Below are 15,476 nucleotides of genomic sequence, written 5' to 3' on the forward strand. Positions count from 1 at the left end.
CCCTGCTCGGTTGGTCTTTTCAGGCGGCTATGCCGATGATGGATTTCAAAACGGAGGCACCGACCGTATATTTCGGGTCGACCATGTTGCCGAGACGGACGCGACCGCATTGGGTGAGCAACATATAGGCGTCGAGTTCCTCGAAGCCGAAATCTGCGACCATCCAGCGGATCAATTCGCGGTAAGCGCCGCGGGCCGCATCCTCCATCGGCCTTGCCGACCCGATCGTCATGTAGAACCGGTCATTTTCCAGTCGCGGCGTCCTGATTGTCCAGCCCTTGATGAGGTCGATTTGAACCGTCGTGACGGTGGGATGCTCGAGTGCGACGCCGCAAAGCTCGCCGTCACCTTGCGCTGCATGGCAATCACCGAGATAGAGATATGCACCTTCGGTATTGACTGGCAGATAGATCACGGTGTCTGGGCAAACATCAGGCAGGTCCATGTTGCCGCCGTAATAGTCCGGAACGAGCGACGATATGGCCTCAATTTCCGGTGCGGTGCCGATTGTTCCGATGAAGGGCTCGTAGGGAAGCGTGATCCTGTCGTTCCACTGGACACCGGTCTCGGCATCGACATGTATTTTCCGTACGCGTTCGGGCAAAGGCGCGGTCAATAGCGCCGTGTCGGCTGTTGGCACCAGGCCGCCGAACTCCGGCATGATGACTGTCGTGCCCCTGGGCTGCGGCCCGCGCGGCACAATGCTCTTGATGTAGACGGCGAGGCAGTCACCCTTTTCTGCACCGTTGACGTAGATCGGTCCATTCTGTGGGTTGAGGTAGGGGAAATTGAGAACCTTGGATGGAACATCTGTCTCGCTTTTGATTGCTCCCTCGAATGCATCATGGGTTTCCGCCGAGACGACGGCGCCCGGATCAACTTTCAAGATCGGATCGACATAGGCACCGTAGACATAATGATATTTACCCTGGCTTTCCTCGGTGATGGCGTAAGTCTCTCCGACTTTGCCTTTGGCAACGCCTTTTCGGGCCATGATTGTTTCGTCGAGCCAACTCATGTGTTTTATCCTTTTCATGTGAGGGATTTTGAGGTTTCAGACAGCCAGATAACGGCGGACGGCGTCACGGTCCTCGAGCGTTTCTGGCATGATCTCATTGGTGATCCGCCCTTTGTCTATGACGTAGCAGCGCTGCGCCATCGCGCGGATCATGTCGATGTTCTGCTCCACGAACACCACCGTGACGCCGGTTGTTTTGTTGAGCTCCACCATGATCCGGGCGATATCCTGAACGATGTTGGGCTGGATGCCCTCTGACGGCTCGTCGAGCAGGATCAGCGAGGGCCTGCCCATCAAAACGCGGCCGATCGCAAGCTGCTGCTGTTGTCCGCCAGACATGGTTCCGGCCTGCTGGTTCCGGCGTTCCTTGAGGATAGGAAAATAACTGAACACGGCTTCGATCTGGTCGGCCGTGGCGCGTTTGCCACTGATGGATTCGCCGACCAGCAGGTTTTCGATTACGCTGAGCCGAGGAAAAACGTCGCGTCCTTGCGGCACGTAACCGATCCCGAGCCGCGCCCGCTTGAAAGCCGGTATGGTATCGATCGCGGCTCCGCGAAAAACCACTGATCCTTTGTCGCCGGGAAGAAGACCGATCAGGCTTTTCATAAGGGTGGACTTTCCCACGCCGTTTCGACCGATAACGGCGACAATCTCGCCTTCGCGGACCTGGATATCGATGCCCTGCAGGACCGGCTTGCCACCATAACCCGACCATAGACCAAGGGTGTTGAGGAGGATTTCCTTACGCATGGGCGTCTCCCAAATAGATGGCAGCCACGCGCTCATCGGCAACAATCTCGTCGATAGTGCCCTGGGCAAAGATTTTGCCGAAGTGAAGAACAGTGACCTTGTGGGCAATCTGGCGGACGAAGGCCATGTCATGTTCGACCGCCAGAACGGTCACTCCGTCCCGGTTGAGCGCTTGCACCATCTCGCCGGTGGCAGCAGTCTCGTCCGGTGTCATACCGGCGGTCGGTTCGTCCAGGAGCAGAAGACGTGGCTTGAGGCCAACTGCCATGCCGATCTCCAGCCATTGTTTCTGGCCGTGGCTCAGGTTGCCCGCGAGTTGAGCGCGCGCCTCGGTCAACTTGAGAAATTCCAGGAGCCTGTCGATTTCCTCGTCCAGATCCTCCGGGCGCCGGTGATGCTGAAGCGCGATCTGCAGGTTCTGGCGGACGCTTAGCGCCTTGAATATCCCGGGGACCTGGAACTTAACACTGATACCCTTGCGGATGCGCTCGAACGATTTTGCTCTCGTGATGTCCACTCCCTCGTAGACGATCTGACCACTGGTCGGCAGATGCTCTCCCAGGATAAGGCGGAAGAGTGTACTTTTGCCGGCGCCGTTTGGGCCGATGAGGCAGTGGATTTCGCCCTGTTTCAGAGAGAAATTCACGCCTGATGTGACATGCAGGCCTCCGAACCATTTGTTGAGTTCACGTGTTTCGAGGATAGCCATGCGTCACTCCCTCCCGGCCGTGGTCTTGTGGTGGAAACATTTTGCCAGAAATGTACCAAGGCCGAAGATGAGCCCGCGCGGTGCTATAAGAACAGTCAGTACGAGCAGAACACCCATGACGACGAGTGCATACTGGCTCCCGTGAATGGTCAAAGCCTGAAACCCGGCGAGCACGACCAGCGTCCCGATCAATGTGGTGGTCAGGTCGCTGCGACCGCCAACGGCCACCCATACGATTGGCAGAGCTGCTGCGGTCATGTTCATCGATGCGGGCGTGATATAGTTGCCCCAGGAGGTGTAAAGAACGCCTGATAGACCTGCAAAGGCTGAACCGATGACAAAAGTCACGAGCTGATAGACGCGGATGTCGTAGCCAAGCATCTCTGCCCTTTGTGGGTTTTCACGAATGGCAACGAGCACATTTCCAAAGCGGGAATTCACAAGGATACGAAGGCCGAGATAACTGACAACCAACAGTGCGAGCGTAAAGTAGTACAGCTGCACATCGGGAAAGAGAACGATGTCGCCGCCAAACCACGGAACTGTAAGCGAGGGCATGCTGCCCATGCCATTGTAACCGTTAAGTCTTGCCAGGCCCACTCGCCATTCCGGACCAGCGGTCTGTGCCATGAAACGCTCCAGAACAAGCGTGACCGACAGGGTGACGATCCCCAGAAAAACTCCGCTGATACGCCCAAAAAACAGGAAGTACCCAAGCAAGGCTGCAAACAATGCCGCCGCCGCGACAGACGCGAATAATGCAAACAGCGTCAACCCATAGGCATCACCAAGATTGATGGAGATGACGCCGTAGCTGTAGCCAGCGACACCGAAGAAGGCAGTCTGTCCGAAGCTCAGTGTTCCGCCATAGCCCCAGATAAGGCTGAGGCCCAGTGCCATAAAGGTCCAGTTGAAGAAGTAAACATTGTTGCCGACGTCGTAACCGTCCGCGAAGAGGGGATAGGCGCAGGCAATGGCGACAACGACGGCAAAGCTTGCCCAGAACGGTGTGCCTCGCCCCTGCGTTTGAGGGCCTTCCAGCAAGGCAATGGCTCGTGATAGGGGATTGGGTCTCAACATAGGGTCAGGCTCTTTCACGAAGGATCCAGCCGGATATGCCCCGCGGCAGGATTCGGATGACGATGATGACTGCGACGAGAAGGCCGATCTGGCCTGCAAGTTGTCCTTGCCAAGAGGTAAGCGCGGCCTTGGCCGCACCGAGAACGAGTGCAGCCGGTGCCGTGCCAAGGAAGATGTCAGCTCCGCCGACTACGACGGTCACAAAGGCTTCAACGACGAAGGCACTCCCCATCGTCGGCACAAGGGTCATCGTCGGCGCGTAGAGACCGCCAGCGAGACCAGCCAGGGCTGCACCCAGACCAAATGTCAGGCTGTAGATGAGGCCGGTATTGACGCCGAGCGCCTGAGCGATGTGCGGCACCTGTATAGTGGCCCGGGCCAGGATGCCGAAACGGGTCTTGGTGAACCCGAGCCAGAGGACGCCAAGGGTTGCCACCGCTGCCGCCATGAGGACCACGCGGTAGACCGAATAGGAATAGGGGCCGACCGCAAAGCTGCCGAACGGTGTTCCGGTGCCGTGCATTGTGGACCCCAGAATAATAAGCGTACTTTGCGTGACAATCATGGAGACCCCCCATGTGGCCACGATCGTATCGAGTGGGCGGTCATAGAGCGGACGAATGATGATGCGTTCGATGACCATGCCGACAAGACCTGCAGCAACGGCACCAGCGAGGATGGCAAGCGGTAGCGGTAGACCGGCCCGCGCACTGGCTGAACACACATAGGCTCCGCATAGAATAAACTCGCCATGCGCAAGATTTATCACGCCCATCATGCCGAAGATAATTGCCAGACCACAGGCTGAAAGAACGAGAAAGGCGAAGGCGTCGCCCGTCTGATAGAGGAAACTGAACAGGGTGTAGACTAAAGTCATCGCAGTAGACTTCCTTGCGGGCACGCCTCGGGGAACGACCGGAGCAGAGAGCCCCGGCCGATTTTGGGGTTAGTTGGCAGCCGGTGGGGGGCTGGATGGCGTGTATTGTGTGCTCGGATCGTTCTTGGTCAGATCGCAGCCTGCTTCGCCCAGCCAATAAGGCTTGATGTCGTTCCAGACTTTGGGAAAGCTGATCGAGTGATCATCGTTGACTTTAGCCAAGTAGATCGTGTGCGACATGTGCTGGCTCTTAGGGTCGAGGCAGACCTTGCCTTCCGGCGCATCGAAGCAGACATCGCCCTGGGCAATGATTTTGCGCAGTTCGTCCTTTTTGGTCGAACCGCCGGCGCGCTCGACCATCTGCTTGTAGAGATACACGGCGAGATAGGAGTTTTCTGCTTCCTGATTGATGTAGGGCTCATCGGGAAACTTCTTGTGCCATTTCTCGACGAAGGCCTTGGACTGTGGATTGTCCACTTCCTCGATCCAGTTGACGGTCGCATACATGTTGGCGAGGCTTGGTGGTTTGAAGCGCTTGTGCTCATAACCCTGGCCTACATTGACCGAAGAGCCCATCGGAAGGTTGACGTTGGCCGCAGCTGCCTGCTCGTAGTATGAAGCCTGAGCCGTGCCAACAAGCAAAGTCACGATGAAATCGGGCTTGGCTGCCTGGATGTTCTGGATGGTCTGAGAGAACTGTGAGACGCCAAGCGGAATGAACTCCTCGCCCACCATCTCGCCGCCGCCTTCCTTGACGATATTGCGCACCCATTCGGCGGAGATCTGGCCGAAATTGTAGTCAGCAGCGATCGTGTAGACCTTCTTGCCGTAGGTCTCCATCATGTAGGGAAGAAGCGTCGAGAACTGTTGTTCAGGAACAGCGCCAGTGACAACCATGTTGGCGTCGCAGACACCACCTTCGTACTGGTTGTTGTAAAAGGCGAAACCGTCGAACTGGTTGACGATTGGCCGGTAAGCTTCACGCGACGCAGAGGAAAAACCGGCGAAAACGGCATCCACCTTGTCACGCTGAAGTACGCGACGCATGAATTCCTGATAGCGCGTGTTGTCGGACTGGGTGTCGTAGACCACCAGTTCGAGGGGGCGACCTGCGATGCCTCCGGCGGCATTGATTTCTTCGGCTGCAAGCTGGATGCCGTGAACCTTGCCGATTGTCGCGGCGGCAAAATCGCCAGACTGGTCTTCAAGCACGCCAAGTTTGATGGGTTCCTGGGCGTTGGCCGCCCCGGAGCAAAGCAAAATTAGGCCGAGCGCCGTCATGGCGCCGTTAAGCGTCTTCATCATTTTGTTCTCCATGGAGGTGGTTTAACTACTCGGCGATGGCCTGCTTCTCGTCAGGTTCCATGTCGTCGATGGTGCGCGCCGTGCTTCGTTGAACGACACATTCACAATAGGCTTCAAGGCTAAGGCGTGCGCGCATACTTTCCTTGCGGAGCAGGGCGAACGCTCCCTCATCATCGAGGGAATGGGACTTCATCACCACCGTCACAGCCTTTATGACGTGACGGCGATATCTGCGGCGTTTTTCCAGCTCCAGGATGGAGAGCTGCAAATCCGCCTTCTGTTCGAAGGTGTTGATTGCCAGATAAAGGGCTGAGAAGATCGAGCCACTATGGACTGGCTTTGAAAGAAATGCCGTGGCGCCAAGCTGCATCAGCATCCTCAGGCGGCTCGGCGCCTCTATTCCGACAAGACCCACGACCGGGACTTGAGATTGCTCGTTGACCGCATTGTGGGTCATTTCAGGGAAGAGGTTGAGATCGCCATCGAGGAACAGCACGTCTTGCTGTGGTTTTGCGGCATCGAGCAGATTGCGCAACTCACCGTCATGAGACGAAAGATGCTCCGGTGACATTCCCAAGCGTGTCACCATGGCCATGATTGTCTCTGTCGCGCGAACATCATTGCTCAGCACGAGCGCCCGCCGCTGGCGAAAATTCTGAACGTATCGGTTCGACCTCATGACACGATCCTCAGGGCTGGGCGACGCGACGGTGCCTCAAGAGTGGAGGTGGAGTTGATCAGGTAGGGGTCCGGCGCGACGGGGCTGCCAGCATCGAAAACGATGTCGAACTGTCCATCGCCGCGCGATCGCCCGATCCTGGGTGTCAGGTGGGCATGAAACGTACTTGGATCGATGACGACTTCGCCCTGTGGCGCACTCAGCCGCTGGTTGGCTGCGCAGGTTTTTACGGCCCGCATATCGTCATTGCCCGCCTGATACAGGGATTTTGCGAGCAGGATTACCGCGCTATAGGCCGCTTCCGCTTCCGCCGATGGGACAATCTCCTGTGGAAACGCGGCCTGGTATTTTTTAACGAAATCGTGGTTTGCGGGGGTGTCGATGGACGCGAAATAGACACTGGAGCTCAAATGGCCATCGATGGCTTGCGGTCCGATGCTGGAAAGCTCAGGTTCGGAAAGATTGCAGCTGGCGACGGGATAACGTTTCACCTGGTCGATGCCGCGCGCTGTACAGGCAGCCCGAAAGGCGCGAAAGAACGCATAGGCGGATTCACCGATCAGTGAATTGAAAACGATGTCTGGATTGGTCTCGAAGATGGACTGGATAATGCAGTCAACATCTGTCTCGCCGACCGGCAGATAACGTTCTCCAACGACAGATCCTTGCCGCAGGGCGAGTTCTTCCCGCAAAACCCGGTTGCTTTCCCATGCCCATATGTAGTTTGAACCGACACAAAAAACGCGATTGCCGATGTTGCGTGTAAAATAATCGACCAGCGGCAACATATGATGATTTGGTGCGGCGCCAGTGTAGATCACGTTAGCCGAACTTTCAAAGCCTTCATAGTGAGTGGGGTACCACAGCAGCGCGTCGTGCTTTTCGAAGACTGGAATGACTTCCTTGCGGCTTGATGAGGTGTAGCATCCGACGATGTGGTTGACGCCACCGGCAATCATTGTTTCGACCGCTGGCGCATAGGCGCTCAGGTCGCCGCCGGGATTGTGCTCGACAGGACGTAGCTGAATGCCGAAGCCCTTGTCTGCGTTGACTTGATCGCAGGCGAGTTTCGCGCCGTTCAGCATCGATTTGCCGACCGTTCCGTAAGATCCCGTAACCGAAAATAATATTCCGATCGAATATTTCTTGACCATGTTTCGGCAGCCACGATGTTGGACCTGACAGCAGATACTGTCGGCGGCGACGGTGCCAAAAATGAAAACGATTTTTCAGTATTGGCGATTTAATGAGCATCTTTGCTCGTCGCCTTGAAATTAAGCTGACCGTTTGCGGGCGATATGTCAAGCGCGGAAAATCAAAATTTTTTGAGTTCGTTTCGATCCTTGACGCAGTGCAAAAATGGAGGGGATCCTATGCGCGTATAGGCGCCGGCGAACCGGCCGAACAAAGGGGAACGAAGATGGATTTGGGTCTGAAAGGCTTGCGCGCGGTGGTCACGGGTGGAACGCGGGGCATCGGTTTTAAAATTGCCGAAACACTGGCTGGGGAAGGGGTAGACGTTGCGATCTGCAGCCGAAATGTCGATGATGCCAAGGCGGTAGCGGCCGATCTGGCGAGAAAGGGCGTTTCTACTATAGGTCGCGGTGTTGATGTTGCCGATGGCGCTGCGATTTCGATGTGGGTAGAGGAGGCTGCAACACTGTTTGGTGGTCTGGATATTGTCGTTGGCAATGTCAGTGCGCTGGCGATCGGCAATGACGAAGAGAGCTGGAGACAGGGTTTCAACGTCGACATGCTAGGTACGGTCAGGCTTGTCAACGCAGCGATGCCGTATCTGGAAAAAAGCCAGTCCGCGTCTATCGTTACCATTGCCTCGGTATCCGGCCGCGAAATTGATTTTGCTGCCGGGCCCTACGGCTCCTTCAAGGCTGCACTGACGCATTACACGCAAGGCTTAGCCTTCTCTCTGGCACCTAAAGGCATCCGTGCCAACACGGTCTCGCCGGGCAATACCTACTTTGCCGGGGGCGTCTGGGAAAATATCGAAAAGAACAATCCGGAGTTGTTTGCAGCTTCGCTTGCATTAAACCCCACGGGCCGCATGGCCACCCCCCAGGAAATAGCCAATGCTGCCGTATTTCTGGCAAGCCCGGCTGCAAGTTTCGTCTACGGTACCAACCTCGTCGTTGATGGCGCACTGACCCGCGGCGTACAGCTCTAGATCATGCGGGTGGCGACTTCTGATCAGAGATGTGATGATCTGGTGTACCGTCGCCACCGCGACGCCCTATAGCATGCAGACGGCGCAAGCCCTGACGGGAAATCCGTCGATCAGCCCCGTCATGACTTCACTACGCAGCCAGTCTCGTGACGAGGAAGACAGCCACCAATATCAGGCAAAGCCATCCAAAGAAGAGCAAGCCTACAGCCCACTCATCCATCTTGCTTCTGTTTCTGGATCCATCCCAGTCGTAAGCCATGTCCAACCTCCATTGTTGAATGGGCTAAGCTTTGGCTAATATGGTTACCCAAACATTAACAGGTACCACCCGATTTGTTGGGGGGGGCTTGTCGATCTGAGCTTACTGTGGCGATGGTATCATTGATACCGCACTTGCACGCGCATGTGGGCACGACCGATAATTGGCGCCGCTGAGAAGGTTGCTGGTGCAGGTACCGGTTTGACAGACTTTGCAAACGACGTCTACGGAAGGGAGCCAACGAGAATGCGCATTACGACACCGCGGCTGATTTTGCGCCCCTGGGCCGATGCCGATGCGTTGGATTTTGCCAGCATGAATTCTGATCCGGAGGTCATGAACGATCAGGGCGGGCCAGTTTCGCGGGCCGAGAGCGACCGCCGACTGGAGCGTTACACACAGGCATTCGAATTGCACGGGTTCACGCGATGGGCCATCGAGTGTGGGAGTACGGCCAGTTTTCTTGGCTGCGCGGGCCTCATGTCCGTCGGAAGCGAGCATCCTTTAGGTGTGCACGTTGAGATTGGGTGGCGCCTTGTCCGCAAAGCGTGGGGACGCGGAATTGCGACCGAGGCCGCACAAGCGGCACTTGCTGACGGGTTTTCACGTCTCCGGCTTGATGAAATCCTTGCCTATACCTCAAGCGAAAACCTCCGATCTCAGGCGGTCATGGGGCGGTTGAAGCTCAGACGCCTTGAGCAGCGCGATTTCGTTCGAAAACTGGCAGGTGTTGATCGCCATATCCTGGTATGGGCGGCCCAGCGTAAATAGGTGGACGTTTTCAACCGGATAATTTGTCTTGGTGGCCTGCCTCTGCCGATTGAAAGATTGCTTTTGAAGTTCGTCGACCAAACGCGTGATGCGCCTTGGTCTCACGCGGCAGCATCGGTGCGTGAATAGGCGCCGGGTGACATGCCGACATGGCGGCTGAAGGCCACGCTAAAGGCACTGGCTGAACCGTATCCCACGCGCTCTGAGACTTCAGCCGGTGCGATATTCTCCCGCAATAGCTGTTTTGCCAGCGCCATGCGCCACCCTGTTACATATTCCATCGGTGTCACGCCGACCTCACTTTGAAAACGGGCGTAGAAGGTGGAGCGCGACATAGCGGCTTCCCGGGCAAGACTTTCAGCGCTGATGCTGTGGGCCGGATCCTCGTGTATGCGCCGAAGTATCGGCGCCAGTTGCGGATCGGCCATTGCGCGCAGAAGCCCCGGCGTGGCATGGCTGCCTCCGACCGATCTCAATGCCTCTATGAAGAGGACCTCGAGCAGATGTGAAAGAACGATCTCGCGTGCAGTCCGTCTGTCACCAGTTTCATCATTGATCATCCGCACAAGTTGCATCAGCCTTTCCTCGCCGCGGACATGAACGAGATCGGGCAACAGCGATGCAAGGAGCGTCTTGTCGTTTGATCCGAAGGTGCAGTGACCGACCATGGCCCTGATTTCGGCTGGTGCATCGGGATCACCAAGCCTGAATACTCCAGGACTTGTCTCAAGACGTTGGGGGAGTGACCCGCGCGGCGGTGGCTGCAGGCTGTTCATGGTAAAGGAGAAAGCCTCAGGGACAAGGACGAAGTCGCCAGCTTCAAGCCGTATTGGCTTTCGACGAGCGATAGTCAAAAGGCATTCACCTTCCAGCAGCGCACAATAAAACGGACTACCGAGCTCAGTTCGCTCGACGAGCCATTGCCGCGAGCCGGTCACCTGCTTGGCGATGGAGGGCCTGGGCTTTAAGAGCGAAACGACATCTGCAACAGGGTCGGTCATAAATTCGGACTTACGCTAAATGAAACTGGACAAACAGATATAGAATGTCCGGGCGGGTAAGTCCATCTTCGCGCTAGCACATCATTAAGAGACAGGATTTCGACATGAACAATCTGATTGAGCTGGCGCGACATATACCCACAACGGATGCGGCGCTGACGGTTGCCTATACACCGATCCGTTTGCCGATGAAGGGACGACAGCCGCTGGAGTTGCGTCTGACAGCGCCAGCCAAGGGCGAGAGGCTTCCCGTGGTGATTTTTTCCCACGGCTTCGGACCATCCAACTATATCCCCTCCAAAGACGGTTATGCGCCGCTTGTCCAGTTCTGGGCGGAGCGGGGATTTGCGGTGATCCAGCCGACCCATGCCAGCTCGCGTGTTGGCGGACTGCCTTCCGACGCTGTCGGCGCGCCTTTCTTCTGGCGGGAACGCGTTGAAGAGCTGCGAGCAATTCTTGATCGTCTGGACGAGGTGGAACAACAGGCAGGCGGTACCGCTGGCCGACTGGACAAGGATCGTATCGCTGCGGTGGGTCATTCCTTCGGAGGACACACCGTTGGCCTGTTGATCGGAGCGCAATTGAATGGCGAGGATTTTTCCGATCCGCGAATCGGTGCAGGCATGCTGCTTACGACGCCTGGACGCGGAGGAAGCGACATGACAGAGGAAAGCGCGGCCAGATTTCCGTTTTTCGATGTCGATTTCTCAACGATTTCAACACGAAGCCTCGTGGTTTGCGGTGACGAAGACAATCCGCATTTTACGACGCGCGGCCCTGAATGGCATGCCGACGCTTTCCACGATGCCACGGGTGTAAACCGCGACATGCTGACGCTGCATGGTGTCGGTCACGGACTTGGCGGCATTGCGGGTCTGGACGCGAAAGAGACCGAGACGGAAGCGCCCGATGTGCTGGAGGCGGCAAAACGCCTGACACTTGCCTGGCTTTTGACAGCGCTCGACGTTGACGCGGATGCCTGGGCAAAGAGCCGTGCTGCACTCGAACGCTCTGCATCTTCGCTCGGACATGTCATCTCGCTGCAATCCGCAAGGAAATGAGGTAAGATCTCGTCGCTCCGTGACGTCACATGACCGTGTTAGACATTGGAGCTTTACGCAGCAGGCGTTGTTGTGGGGCGTCGATGATGGCTAGCAAGGCCGCATCCAGCAGAAGGGCGGCGTTATTTACCTCGTCGCCCAGCAACGTTGTGATCTAGGGCCCACGGGTCAGGTCTGGCCGATTGCGACCGGACGGTGGGACGAGTTCTCTGGTGGTTCTCCAGGATGTGCGGATTCCGCAATCGTCCAAAACCTGTGCCTCGGGCACGACATGCCCGTGCGTCTGTCATCGATACCTGCAAGACCAAGCTCGGGGACTTCTCCAAGGTTTGAAGGTCCGGCCCTCTAGGAATTCGTCTGTAGTGCTTCATGAAAGCGCGATCCTTCGGCTTTCATGAAGTCGAGGAAGGATCGCATGCCCGTGCCAAGGTGGCGATGCCGCGGGTAATAAAGGCACAGGCCCGGATAGGGCGGCGTCCAGTCATACAATACCTGCCGCAGGCTCCCGTCGGCAAGCGCGTCAGCCGCCATCCACCTTGTCACGTAGGCAAGCCCGCAGCCGTCCAGAGCCGCCGCCAGAAGAAGCCGGGACTGGTCGACCACGAGGTTGCCGGTCGTTGCCACGACGACAGTCTCGCCGCGACGTTGAAACTCCCAGCGATAGATCGATCCGCCTGCCATGCGAAGCTGGATGCACTGATGCAAACCGAGATCTGAGGGGCTGTCGACGTTTGGCGCGCTTTGAAGATAGGCAGGCGAAGCCACGACGATGTGCTGCTGGTCCGGACCGATCGGGATCGCGACCATCTCATCGGGGACGAGTTCAGCCGCTCGCACGCCACAGTCGAATCCTCCCTCGGCGATGTCGACCAGTTTCCCCTCGGATCTGATCTCGAAACGCATAGTCGGAACCTGCGCCATGAAGCGGGTGAGCAGCGGCACCAAGACCTGTTCGGCTGCGTTGGCGTCGCAGTTGATCCGGACGAGTCCTGAAGGTGAAGACGCCTGTTCGTGCAGTTCCTCCACCGCCAGACCGATCTCTGCGAGCGCAGGCATGAGCCGCTCGGAAAGCCGCCGACCCGGTTCAGTCAAAGAGACATTTCTTGTCGAGCGATGGAAGAGCTTGACCTTGAGACGCTTTTCGAGACCGGCGACCGCATGGCTCAATGCAGATGCCGTCTGGTTGAGTGACCTCGACGCTGCACGAAATCCTCCGTGTTCGGCGACTGCGAGAAAGGCTGCCAGCTCGCCGGGCGGAAGTGAACCGACTGTACGAATTATCTCATCATTGCGTGTGGTGTTGGTCATCTAGTTCATCAATGCCACGTGCTTATCTTCTGAACAAGTCTAATGTCTGAAGGAGCATGATCATGACTTCACCTATACAGTTCGGATTTTCATCGACTGCCACTGACGTCTTGGAGGGTGTCGATCTCACCGACAAAAACATCGTTGTGACCGGAGGAGCAGCTGGCATCGGCCTGGCGACAAGCCGTGCGCTGGCTGCCGCGGGAGCGAGCGTTACGATTGCAGCCCGCCGTCCAGACGAAGCCAAAAGAGCTGTCGCCAGGTTGAAGTCGGCGATGCCCAAGGCGCGACTGCAGGTTCGCCCCCTCGACCTTGCCGATCTTTCTTCAGTGCAGGAATTTGTGGATAGCTTTGACGAGCCGCTGCATGTCCTCGTCAACAACGCGGGCGTTATGGCCATTCCGCAACTTCAGCGGACTGCGGAAGGCCGGGAGATGCAGTTCGCCACCAACTATCTTGGACACTTCGCGCTAACCCTTGGCCTTCGCCCGCAACTCGCAAAGGCAAACATCGCTCGCGTCGTCTGCGTTGCCTCGAGCGGAAACCTCTTTGCACCGGTGTTCTGGGACGACCCGGATTTTCGCTTTATTCCCTATGATCCGCTGCTTGCCTACGGGCAGTCGAAGACGGCTTGCATCCTAATGTCAGTTGGCATCACCAACCACTGGGCCAGCGATGGCATCACCTCGAATGCACTCAATCCCGGAGCGATCGCGACCGGTCTTCAAAAGCACACCGGAGGCCTCCAAACGCCCGAGCATCTTCGCAAGTCGATAGAGCAGGGAGCGTCGACGACGGTCCTGCTCGCGGGCTCGCCTCTGGTGGAGGGGATTTCGGGCAGGTACTTCGACGACTGCCAGGAGGCCCCGGTCGTCGACGAGCGAGGGACGGGACCATTCAAGGGGGTGGCAAGATATGCAGTTGATCCTGATAACGCCTTGAGCCTCTGGAAGATGGCGGCACGGATGCTGGGACTGCCGCTGTAACTTGCAACACCCTGTCGGACCTCTACGGACCGGCAGGGTGTCGCCCGCGCGACGAAGTGGCGCTGATCAGGCTTTGGCTGCCACCGGAAGCCGGAACGGTGAGCCCAGGCGGTTAAAGGCGTTCATCGCGGCGATCGTAATCGTCAGATCGACCAGATCCTTTGGTTCGAAGACGGCTGCAGCGGCCGCATAAGCCTCGTCGGATGCGTGGGTCTGGCTGACGTTCGTCCCTTCCTCCGCCCAGGCGAGAGCGGCGCGTTCCTGGTCGTTGAACAGATGAGGCACCTCGTCCCAGACCGGCACAAGGGTGATCTTGTCGACGGACATCGTCTTGCGGAGATCACGACTGTGCATGTCGATGCAGTGGGCGCAGCCGTTGATCTGCGACACGCGCAGGAAAACGAGGTGGATCCCGCGATCATCTGAGTTCATTCGATAGTGATGAGGAACCAGCCTATGATCTGGTAAAAAGGGGTTATGCCGAAACAGGTACATCAGCAACCTGTAACGGAATGGTCGCATCTGTTTCGCGTATTTTTCACTAAAATATTACAAACATCTAAAATGTATGCCGACGACGATAGCTGCTCGACTAAAATGAATTTTAAGTGTGGCTGACTGATCTAATGGCTGGTTTTAACGAGCTCTGTCTGTGCTCACGAAAACAGGCTCTCCCATAGGCAGCACTAGGGGACGTTTGTCGCGTTTTCCGCAAGTCGGCCATGGCCAGACGTGGTTTCAGCAATCGCATATCATGTCATAACGGCCAGTTTTGATAGGATATTCAGTTGCTTGCCCCAGTATACGGGATTTTACCAACCCTGAAAGATCCAAGGGCAACAGCAAGACCCCGAGAACGGAAAAGGATCTTCAGTATGCGGGTTTATACGTCTCAGTTTACAAATCACGCAATCGCTAACGGATATCAAAAATAATGCGTCGGGACCGGGAACATTTTCCCGGGCGGGTGGTTAGGTACGCTGTTCTAAAACAGCAGTCCAAATCGCATCACCGGTTTTCTCTTTATCCGAATAGGTTGAACACAATGACTGACGCCAAAAATGACTGGATTAGCGCCCGAGCCTATGCTCTTTGGGAACTAGATGGGCAAGCACACGGCAAGGATGTCCAGCACTGGCAACAGGCCGCGGCGGAATACGAGCGCCGCGCCAGAACCCGAGCATCGGTTGATGGTGCTGACGTGAAACTGATGCGCGCGGAGTCGAAAAATGAATCCAAACGGTCAACGGGTGGCCGCAAGCTAAAAGCCTCGCTGGTCAGCAAGGAGGCAGTCCAGCCGGTCGTGCGGGCTGAAATTTAAAGCCGTGTTAACAGACGGGTGCCCGGTTGTTAAGCCACCGGGCGTGCCCCATTTTCAAAATCTGTTTCATTGTGCGCATGAAAAGTCCAAGCGTTTCGTCGGCTGATGGCCAGGATGCGGATTTCAACGACCGGAATGCAGTCCATTGAGACGACGATGACCGAGA

At 56.8% G+C, this 15,476-nt stretch carries 17 protein-coding genes; 6 read left to right on the forward strand and 11 right to left on the reverse strand.

Going from position 1 to position 15,476, the window contains the following annotated elements:
- Positions 1-19 precede the first annotated feature (19 nt).
- From M2418_RS24460 to M2418_RS24495, 8 genes are all read right to left on the reverse strand, one after another.
- Positions 20-1,018, reverse strand: coding sequence for an acetamidase/formamidase family protein (locus M2418_RS24460; protein WP_259149638.1), 999 nt, complete (start codon positions 1,016-1,018; stop codon positions 20-22).
- 36 nt (positions 1,019-1,054) lie between these two features.
- Positions 1,055-1,771 (reverse strand): ABC transporter ATP-binding protein, encoded by a 717-nt coding sequence (locus tag M2418_RS24465; protein WP_259149639.1) that lies wholly within the window; start codon positions 1,769-1,771, stop codon positions 1,055-1,057.
- On the reverse strand, positions 1,764-2,480 hold the full coding sequence (locus tag M2418_RS24470; protein WP_259149640.1) for an ABC transporter ATP-binding protein: 717 nt from the start codon (positions 2,478-2,480) through the stop codon (positions 1,764-1,766). The genes M2418_RS24465 and M2418_RS24470 overlap by 8 nt, the downstream gene beginning before the upstream one ends.
- 3 nt (positions 2,481-2,483) lie before the next feature.
- Positions 2,484-3,560 carry a branched-chain amino acid ABC transporter permease gene (locus M2418_RS24475; RefSeq protein ID WP_259149641.1) on the reverse strand — a complete coding sequence of 359 codons (1,077 nt, stop codon included), beginning with the start codon at positions 3,558-3,560 and terminating at the stop codon, positions 2,484-2,486.
- A gap of 4 nt (positions 3,561-3,564) precedes the next feature.
- Positions 3,565-4,437 (reverse strand): ABC transporter permease subunit, encoded by an 873-nt coding sequence (locus tag M2418_RS24480; RefSeq protein ID WP_259149642.1) that lies wholly within the window; start codon positions 4,435-4,437, stop codon positions 3,565-3,567.
- 69 nt (positions 4,438-4,506) lie between these two features.
- Positions 4,507-5,718 (reverse strand): urea ABC transporter substrate-binding protein, encoded by a 1,212-nt coding sequence (locus tag M2418_RS24485; protein WP_405049484.1) that lies wholly within the window; start codon positions 5,716-5,718, stop codon positions 4,507-4,509.
- A 49-nt stretch (positions 5,719-5,767) separates the two neighbouring features.
- On the reverse strand, positions 5,768-6,421 hold the full coding sequence (locus M2418_RS24490; RefSeq protein WP_259149644.1) for an ANTAR domain-containing response regulator: 654 nt from the start codon (positions 6,419-6,421) through the stop codon (positions 5,768-5,770).
- Positions 6,418-7,575: a transporter substrate-binding domain-containing protein gene (locus M2418_RS24495; RefSeq protein WP_259149645.1), complete on the reverse strand. Its 1,158-nt coding sequence runs from the start codon at positions 7,573-7,575 to the stop codon at positions 6,418-6,420. Before M2418_RS24495 ends, M2418_RS24490 begins: the two co-directional genes overlap by 4 nt.
- A 266-nt stretch (positions 7,576-7,841) precedes the next feature.
- Between M2418_RS24495 and M2418_RS24500 the strand changes: the two genes are divergently transcribed.
- From M2418_RS24500 to M2418_RS24510, 3 genes are all read left to right on the forward strand, one after another.
- Positions 7,842-8,603, forward strand: a complete 762-nt coding sequence (locus tag M2418_RS24500) for an SDR family NAD(P)-dependent oxidoreductase (RefSeq protein ID WP_259149646.1) — start codon at positions 7,842-7,844, stop codon at positions 8,601-8,603.
- A gap of 34 nt (positions 8,604-8,637) precedes the next feature.
- Positions 8,638-8,901 (forward strand): hypothetical protein, encoded by a 264-nt coding sequence (locus M2418_RS24505; protein WP_259149647.1) that lies wholly within the window; start codon positions 8,638-8,640, stop codon positions 8,899-8,901.
- 207 nt (positions 8,902-9,108) lie between these two features.
- Positions 9,109-9,633 (forward strand): GNAT family N-acetyltransferase, encoded by a 525-nt coding sequence (locus tag M2418_RS24510; protein WP_259149648.1) that lies wholly within the window; start codon positions 9,109-9,111, stop codon positions 9,631-9,633.
- 101 nt (positions 9,634-9,734) lie between these two features.
- Here the strand turns inward: M2418_RS24510 and M2418_RS24515 are convergent, their stop codons facing one another.
- Positions 9,735-10,634: an AraC family transcriptional regulator gene (locus M2418_RS24515; protein ID WP_259149650.1), complete on the reverse strand. Its 900-nt coding sequence runs from the start codon at positions 10,632-10,634 to the stop codon at positions 9,735-9,737.
- A gap of 104 nt (positions 10,635-10,738) precedes the next feature.
- On the opposite strand from M2418_RS24515, the gene M2418_RS24520 reads away from it, so the two are divergent.
- Positions 10,739-11,695: a dienelactone hydrolase gene (locus M2418_RS24520; RefSeq protein ID WP_259149651.1), complete on the forward strand. Its 957-nt coding sequence runs from the start codon at positions 10,739-10,741 to the stop codon at positions 11,693-11,695.
- Between the two features lie 345 nt (positions 11,696-12,040).
- On the opposite strand, the gene M2418_RS24525 is transcribed toward M2418_RS24520, so the two are convergent.
- Positions 12,041-13,003, reverse strand: coding sequence for a LysR family transcriptional regulator (locus tag M2418_RS24525; RefSeq protein WP_259149653.1), 963 nt, complete (start codon positions 13,001-13,003; stop codon positions 12,041-12,043).
- Positions 13,004-13,065: 62 nt separating this feature from the next.
- Here M2418_RS24525 and M2418_RS24530 point away from each other — a divergent pair, with 62 nt between their 5' ends.
- Entirely contained in the window at positions 13,066-13,989 is a 924-nt protein-coding gene (locus tag M2418_RS24530; protein ID WP_259149654.1) for an SDR family NAD(P)-dependent oxidoreductase, read from the forward strand.
- Positions 13,990-14,055: 66 nt separating this feature from the next.
- Here M2418_RS24530 and M2418_RS24535 read toward each other — a convergent pair whose 3' ends face one another.
- Positions 14,056-14,421, reverse strand: a complete 366-nt coding sequence (locus M2418_RS24535; RefSeq protein WP_259149655.1) for a carboxymuconolactone decarboxylase family protein — start codon at positions 14,419-14,421, stop codon at positions 14,056-14,058.
- A 613-nt stretch (positions 14,422-15,034) separates the two neighbouring features.
- Here M2418_RS24535 and M2418_RS24540 point away from each other — a divergent pair.
- Positions 15,035-15,310: a DUF2934 domain-containing protein gene (locus tag M2418_RS24540; protein ID WP_259149656.1), complete on the forward strand. Its 276-nt coding sequence runs from the start codon at positions 15,035-15,037 to the stop codon at positions 15,308-15,310.
- Positions 15,311-15,476: the final 166 nt, after the last annotated feature.

This window comes from Rhizobium sp. BIGb0125 (genome assembly GCF_024810055.1).
Lineage (GTDB): Bacteria > Pseudomonadota > Alphaproteobacteria > Rhizobiales > Rhizobiaceae > Agrobacterium.